Source organism: Kitasatospora sp. NPDC004745, from assembly GCF_042873275.1.
GTDB lineage: Bacteria > Actinomycetota > Actinomycetes > Streptomycetales > Streptomycetaceae > Kitasatospora.
Genome location: NZ_JBIALK010000048.1, coordinates 23760 through 30769 on the forward strand (window position 1 = coordinate 23760; position 7010 = coordinate 30769).

7 protein-coding genes are annotated in these 7010 nt (G+C 71.1%); 3 read left to right on the forward strand and 4 right to left on the reverse strand.

Annotated features, from left to right (window positions below; genetic code table 11):
• Positions 1-135 precede the first annotated feature (135 nt).
• Complete coding sequence (locus ACFYUY_RS39060) at positions 136-1959, reverse strand: tetratricopeptide repeat protein (RefSeq protein WP_387908124.1); 1824 nt, start codon at positions 1957-1959, stop codon at positions 136-138.
• 5 nt (positions 1960-1964) lie between these two features.
• The gene (locus tag ACFYUY_RS39065; protein ID WP_387908126.1) at positions 1965-2408 is read right to left on the reverse strand and encodes a hypothetical protein; all 444 of its coding nucleotides are present in this window, start codon (positions 2406-2408) and stop codon (positions 1965-1967) included.
• Between the two features lie 375 nt (positions 2409-2783).
• Here ACFYUY_RS39065 and ACFYUY_RS39070 point away from each other — a divergent pair, with 375 nt between their 5' ends.
• Positions 2784-3032 (forward strand): hypothetical protein, encoded by a 249-nt coding sequence (locus tag ACFYUY_RS39070; protein ID WP_387908128.1) that lies wholly within the window; start codon positions 2784-2786, stop codon positions 3030-3032.
• Here the strand turns inward: ACFYUY_RS39070 and ACFYUY_RS39075 are convergent.
• Positions 3029-4720, reverse strand: a complete 1692-nt coding sequence (locus tag ACFYUY_RS39075; RefSeq protein ID WP_387908131.1) for a PAS domain S-box protein — start codon at positions 4718-4720, stop codon at positions 3029-3031. The genes ACFYUY_RS39070 and ACFYUY_RS39075 overlap by 4 nt on opposite strands.
• Positions 4721-4911: 191 nt before the next feature.
• Between ACFYUY_RS39075 and ACFYUY_RS39080 the strand changes: the two genes are divergently transcribed.
• Positions 4912-5136 carry a hypothetical protein gene (locus ACFYUY_RS39080; RefSeq protein ID WP_387908134.1) on the forward strand — a complete coding sequence of 75 codons (225 nt, stop codon included), beginning with the start codon at positions 4912-4914 and terminating at the stop codon, positions 5134-5136.
• Between the two features lie 646 nt (positions 5137-5782).
• Here the strand turns inward: ACFYUY_RS39080 and ACFYUY_RS39085 are convergent.
• Entirely contained in the window at positions 5783-5947 is a 165-nt protein-coding gene (locus tag ACFYUY_RS39085; RefSeq protein ID WP_387908136.1) for a zeta toxin family protein, read from the reverse strand.
• A 586-nt stretch (positions 5948-6533) separates the two neighbouring features.
• Between ACFYUY_RS39085 and ACFYUY_RS39090 the strand changes: the two genes are divergently transcribed.
• Complete coding sequence (locus tag ACFYUY_RS39090; protein WP_387908139.1) at positions 6534-6977, forward strand: hypothetical protein; 444 nt, start codon at positions 6534-6536, stop codon at positions 6975-6977.
• Positions 6978-7010 lie beyond the last annotated feature (33 nt).

The window sequence follows — 7010 nt, forward strand, 5'->3', positions numbered from 1 at the left end:
TCTGGCGACACGTGCAGAGGCCGGAGGTTGAGCCAAACCTGCGGGATGCCCCAAACCTCGGTTCACGGTCCGTCCGCTGGCCGAAGTCGTCGGGCAGGCCTACGTCGATTTCGCGGCCCTGAGGGACCGGTGAGGTCAGGGAGCGAGCCGGTGGTCAGCCCGAGATTGCCGCAACCATCGCTCGTTGTGCGTGACCGCCTCGTCCTGCAGCGCCTGGCCCTTGGCGTGGCGGTCGTCGAGGTCGCGGAAGATGGTGGCGGCCCGGGTGTGGGCGTCGATGGCCTCCTCGAACCTGCGTACCTCCTGCAGCGCGAGGCCGAGGTTGCCCAGCGCCCGGCCCTCGCCGTGGCGGTCGTCGAGGTCACGGTAGACGGTGGCGGCCCGGGTGTGGGCGTCGATGGCCTCCTCGAACCTGCGTACCTCCTGCAGCGCGAGGCCGAGATTGTTCAGCGCCTGGCCCTCGCCGCCGCGGTCGCCGAGGTCGCGGAAGATGGCCAGGGCGGTGGTGCTGACGGTAATCCAGTCGTCGAAGTAGCGCCGCCGGTCTAGGAACTCGGCGAGGTTGAACGCGAGATGGATGCTGGTCTCGGGATGGCCGAGGGTGTGGGCCGTGGTGGTGGCGGCGATCAGGTTGAGGTGTTCGGCGTCCAGCCAGGCCAGGGCATGGTCGCGGTCGGGGAAGCGGGGGGAGCGGGTTCCGGGCAGAGTGGACAGGTGGGTGTCGGCGGCTTCGGTGGTGCCCCGGTAGAAGTCGAGGAGGGCGGTCAGGGCGGCCTCGCGCCGGTCGGTGTCGGCGTGGGTGCGTCCGTGTTCGTCGGCATACAGGCGTACCAGGTCGTGCATGCGCCATCGGCCCCAGGCCTCGGCCGGTCCGGGCGGGATGACAAGGTGGGCGCGGGCCAGGTCCTGCAGGAGTTCCTCGGTCTGCCAGTGATCGGTGCCGGCCAGGTGGGTGGCGGCTTCGGTGGAGGTGTCCGGGCCGGGGTTGAGGGGCAGCAGCCGGAACAGGCGGGCGTGCGGGCCGTCCAGGCGTTGGTAGGACAGGTCGAACGCGGCGCGTACGGCGCGGTCCTTTCGCCGTAGCCGGTCCAGGCGGGTGTGCGCGGTTTCCAGGGCCTGGGCGAGGGAGGCCAGGGGGCGGGCCGGGCTGTCGGCGAGGATGGCCGCGGTGATCCGCAGGGCCAGTGGCAGGCCCGCGCACAGGCGGGCGATCGCCTCGGCATGTTCGGGCTCGTCCTTCACACGGGTATCACCCGTGCCCCGGGCCCGGTGCAGGTGGCCGTTCAGCAGGTCCACGCAGGCCTGCGGGTCCATGGGGCCGAGGTCGTGCAGGCGCGCGTCCAGGTCGAGGGTGTCGCGGGAGGTGACCAGGGTGGCAGTGGTGTTGTCGGTGGGCAGCAGCGGGCGGGCCTGGTCCTCGGTGGAGGCGTTGTCGATGACGACCAGGATCCGGCGTCCCCGCTCGGCAAAGGCCGCCAGCACGGTGCGGTAGAGACGGGAGCGGTCCTGCAGGCCGGCGGGGATGTCTTCGGCGGGCATGCCCAGGGCACGCAGGAACCCTTCCAGGGCCTGCTCGGGCGGTACGAGGCGTTCGGGGTCGTAGCCGAACAGGTCGACGAACAGCACGCCGCCGGGGAACCAGCCCGGCTCGCGCAACGCCCGTGCCGCGGCCTGCACGACCAGTTCGGTCTTCCCGACGCCGGCCAGCCCCACGACCGCCGTCACCAGGACCGCCCGCTCGCCGTGATGCACGGGGGACAGGGCGGAGATCAGGTCCTCCACCTGGTCCTCGCGGCCGGTGAAGGTGACGGAGCCGGGCGGCAGGCCGGACAGGGCCGGGGTGACCTCGGGCGGCAGCACCACGGTGATGTTCCGGCCCTGGATCACCGTGTTCAGGAAGACCCCGTCGCTGATCCGGTTCGAGACCGGCCCGTCCGGCCCCGGCGGGAGGTCGGTCACGGCGGTCAGCCCTGCGAGGTCGCCGGGCCGGGGGCCGGTTCGGCGGGAGGTGCCGGGGGCGTGGCGGGGAAGGAGGTGCCGGAGAAGTCCCGGCCCTGCTGCACCGGGGCGTGGAAGGTGCCCCCGCTGACGGTGTTGGCCACACCGCCGTCGCCCGTGCGCACGAGTTTGGCCCGGTCGTGCCACTGCTGCAGGCCGGTGCGGAACTCCGGGTCCAGCGCCGCCCGCACCGCCAGGGCGGTGCCGAGCGCGTGCACGTTCTCCGGGGCGGTGGACCGCTCAAGCGCGACCAGTTCCGCCTCTCCCGAGGACACCGCCGGCATGCCGTCCGAACGTTGGAACGGACGGCGCACCAGCGCGCCCAGCGAGGCAAAGGCCTGCTTGCCCGCTTCACCGCCGGCCCCACCGGCCAACGCCGCCAGCAGGACCATCGAAATCGGCTCCACCACACACCACCCCTGTCGTCGCATCGCCCATCCCGGGCCATCACACGCTACGAGCAACCCCACCCACAGGAGGGAAAACCGAACAACATCCCGCCACCGACCTCCGTATAGGACATCCCGTGGGTTCGGACCCGTCTTCGGCCCTTGCCCGGCGCGTGTTGGTCGGTTGTCCTGCGATACCCTGCACGCGCCGACCGAGATGGATCATGATGGTTCTTCGCGAATCCCGAAGAACCATCATGATCGAACTGGCCCATCTGCCGCCGTTATCGGAGTTGACCTGGGCAACAAGGCAACTGCGGACGGCGGAACCCACGGGATATCCCACACCCGCCTGTCGGCACAGCGCGATGCCCTGCGACGGCCTACGCTCGCCGCATGGCCACCGCTCCCACCCTGCAGGCGCCTGCGCGCCCGTCCGAAGACGAGGTACGCGCCCTGGCCGTGTTCCTCTACAACTGCAGCTGGGCGGCGATCCGCCAAATCGGCGGTTCCGACGCGTGCGCCGCGGCGGCCGTGGTGAATGCGTCGAGCGGTCTCGACCTCGCGCTGCGCGCCGAGCTCGGCCGCATCACCGCGCTGTACACCGAGCGCCTCAAGTTCCTGCACGCTGCCGGGAACGACTAATCGCTGATGTCGTCCACGATGGTGAGCAGGAAGCTCGGGCCCTCGGCCGTGTCAGCCACGATCGAGTTGCGCAGACGGACCCACTGGTAGCCGCCCTCGCGCCGGGACAGCCGCAGCTCCGCCCGGCCGGACTCGATGCGGGCGCGCTCCATCAGGGCCCGGTCCTCGGGGTGCACGAAGTCGGTGAAACCATGCTTGCAGAGCACCGCGCGGGGGCGGCCGAGCAGTCGGCAGAGCGCGTCGTTGACCTGGATCAGTCGGCCGAGCCCGCCACCGAGCAGCTCAGTGATGGCCATCCCGCTGGGCGCGTACTCGAAGAACTGGCGGAAGCTCTCCTCGCTGGCCCGCAGCGACTGCCGCTCCTTCTCCAACCGGGCCATTGCACGCTGTTGTTCCGCTCGGAGCCGGGCGTTGCCGATCGCGACGGAGGCCTGCGCGGCGAACCTCTCCAGTTCCTGGAGTGATGAGATGTCGGGCCGCTTGCCGCTGCGCGGGCGGTCGACCGTGAGGACGCCGAGCAGGTCACCGCCGGCGCTGTACATCGGGGCGAGCAGCCAGTCGGCAGGGTGCCAGTCATCGGCCTGGACAGGGACCGGGCCGTTGCCGATCCAGCGCGGGATGTCACTGGCGACCGCCCAGTCACGGTCCCACGGTAGGAAGCGCAGGGCGCCCCTTTGGTCGCTGACGCCGAGCAGCCGGTCCCAGGACTCCCGAAGGCTGACCTGACCGAGCAGCGCCGAGGGGCCGCCCATCGGGCTCTCCTCTAGTTCCCGGGTCGCTGCGACCACGAGGTCGCCGTCCGGCCGGACAAGGCTGACCACGGCGGCGTCGAAGCCGAGGGCGTGCACCGCGCCCTCGACGACGACGTCGAGCGTGGCCGCCAGGCTGGGTGCAGCGTTGAGGTTCATTAGGATCCGGTGCGATGTATCCGGGGCGACCAGGTCTTGAGAGCTGGCGGCTCTCCTTTCAGCGTCCGTCCCCTCGCGTGCTCGGTCGCGCTCGTTCTTGAGGGCATCCTCCGCGGCGTGGAGGCGGGCTTCCAGCCGCAGGCACTGTTCTTCTGCGTTGTGCTTCAGTGTCTGGGCACGTGAAAGCTCGGCTCGGAGGGCCTCGAGTTCGGCTTTGAGGCCGCGGATCTCGTCCCTGAGTTCGTCCGCGCCGCCGGGCCCTGTGTAGATGTCGAGTTCTGAGGAGCCCGAGGAGTATCGGGCTGTGGCCCAGTCGGTCTCGAGCTGCCGGTAGCGCTGTTCGGCTTGTCGGGCCCTGTCCTCGGCTGCCTCCAGCTCGCGTAGCAGGGCACGTTCACGAACGCTGGCGCGGTGGAGCTCGCGCTCGGCAACGCCGAGGCTCTCCCGGAGCTGGTCGAGCCGGTGCAGGGAGGGGTTGCGTACCCGCAACGCCTCCAGGCGCAGGTGGTGGGCCTGACTTCGAACGCCCTCGGTGACGGGGTTTCCGTTGAGCTCGGTCACCTGTTCCAGGAGGGCGTCTACGAAGTCCGAAGCGGCGATCCGTTCGCCGCTGAGGAAGCGGGAGACTGACCCCTTGTTGCGATTCACGCGGGCAGCGAGGCGGGTCTGCGAGATGTCCAGAGCCTCGAAGAGCTGGTTCAGGAAGCTGATGAAGGCTTCGACCTCGGGCTCGTTCTCCCCTGCACGCCGCCCGGGTTGCCTAGTCGGTTTCTCCAGCACGCCGCCCCCTCCTCAAGTTCTCCCGTGTTGCATCCAGGTGGCAACTGTTGCGGCTGGTGCAACACCGACGTCTAACGGAAGCGTAGGCGACGGACCCAGGCCGACCAGCCGCCGGTTGAAGCCCTCGTGCGGTGACCGGCTGCGGGTCTTGCCCAAGGCCCCTGATGCGTGAGGGAAACGGAGAACAGAACGTGGACGAGCTGGACCCGCCAGGTCAGGCACCGAGCTGGGACGGGGTGGAACGCCGGGCCCGCCGCTCGCAACCAGATGCGGCGCCGGCCCAGGAGCCTGTCCGGCCCAACGGCGAGGGGCTGGGCCGACAGCTCCTCTTAGGGATCGGATCCACCGTCGGCGCGAGCGCCGTGATCTGGGTCGTGGAGTTCGTCGCCTCCCACCTCGACGTGCACTGGCATTGAGCCGGGCCTGGCTCGCGAAGCGTCGATCAGGCCGGCAACCCGCTGACTGAAGCCGCGGCTTCAAGCCGGGGCTTCAGTCAGCGCCCGCCACCGCACGAGAGCCCTGACCCGGTGATAACGGGCAGAGCCGCCGCCGAAGACACCTCCAGCTGGTGCCGACGCACGGCATGGGGCATGAGCAGGACGGCGAGTGCGCCGATGGCGTTGAGATCATCGCGGTACTGAGGCATCACGGCGCGCAGACCGCGCTGGACAGCCCAGAACGCGGCCCCTCATCGTGGGTGTACTGGCGCGCCTGCTCCGCGAGCAGAGTGAGCGCGGCCGCCGGGGTGCCGTAATCGCAGGCGGGTGGGCCGGCTGCGGCACAGGGCGGTAGCGTCGCGCCGCATCACGGTGACCAGGTCGACCACCGCTATCTCCTCCGCGGCCACGACAACGCCGGACAGTGCCCGGAAGTGCACGTCGTGGCCGGCGGCGGTGGTGAACCGGGCGGGGGCGCCGCGCGCGCTGACCCGGGCGTAGCAGTGGGCGGTGCCCTGACGGAAGTCGGCCGCGTGCACGGCCAGGACGAACAGCTCCCCCCGATACCCGGCCCGCCGGAACTCCTGCGCGTCGACGGCGAGCTTGGCGGGGTCGGCGGGGTGGTCTAGATGACGAGGTTGCCGCGGCGCTCGCGCACGGAGGCCTCGGCCCGGGCCTGCCAGGCCCAGTAGTCGGCGCGGATCGGCTCCGAGGCCCGGCGCGGATCGGTCCGCAGCAGCTGCAGGTAGTCGGGGTGCAGGACCTTGAAGTCGTCGCCCGTCAGGTGCACCGACCGGTGCAGGCCGCGGTGGACCAAGTGAGCGGCCCGGCCTGGGGCTGGACGGTCTCGAGTGTTGCCGTGCCCCTGCCCGATGCCGTCTCCGCAGGGCGGCTACGCCTTCCACATCGTCCGGCCGGACTTCACCCGGGACAGAGCAGCTCGCCACCACCCGCAAGACGACCTCCTCCACGCCGTCGACGCCCTGGCCGTGCGTCACCGCGGGCTTGCCGAGCGGATACTCGGCACCCACCCCACCCAGACCGCCGCTTCGGAAGAGGCCGCCTCGGAGACCCTCGTTTCGCCCCGGCGTGAAACAGCGGCCCCGCCCGGCAGCCCCCCGGCCATGGACGCGCCGGTGCCAGCGGCTGCGCCCGTACAGGCTCTGGCGACCGGCCCCGCTCCCGAGGATCGGCCCGCGCCTGTTGCACCCCGGGGGGAAAATCCCCCGCCGACTGACCCTGCCGCAGAGCGGCCGCAGGCCCTGCAGGACGCTGGCGCAGCGCCTGTTCCTCCCCGGGGGGAAACGCAGCCCATCGCGCGACCCGCCGCCCCGGCGCCCGTTTCACCCCGGGGAGAAATCTCCCAGGCTGCCGCGATGGGCGGGGGCGGACTGCGTGAGCTGGTGGACCGCCGCCTGGCCCAGCAGACCGCTCCCGCCCCTTCCCCGGCCGCGCCCACCACGCCGGAGCCTGCTGAGGTCACGGTTCCGGCCGACCCCATGCTGCGCCAGCTGCCGGCGACCGATGTCTCCGTCGCCCTGGACCCGCGTGTGTTCGGCGACTGGTGGTCTCTGGCCGGATGGTCCGTCAACCCCGACGTCTACCTCGTCCTCGGTGAGGGCCACCAGGTCGGCTGGGTCGAGCGCGGCCTGCCCGGCCTCGGAGACGGGAAGTGGGTGCCGGTGTACGAGGGGTACTTCATCGGCGACCCGACCACCCAGGAGGCGGCCTTGCACGACACCCCGGAGCAGGCCGCCCGGTCGTGTCCCTTGGTGTGGTGTAGCGGATCAGTCAGGGGTTGCGTTCGTGGTGTCGGGTAGTGCAGGGGCTCGTTTGGGGAGCTCGGCGGGGTA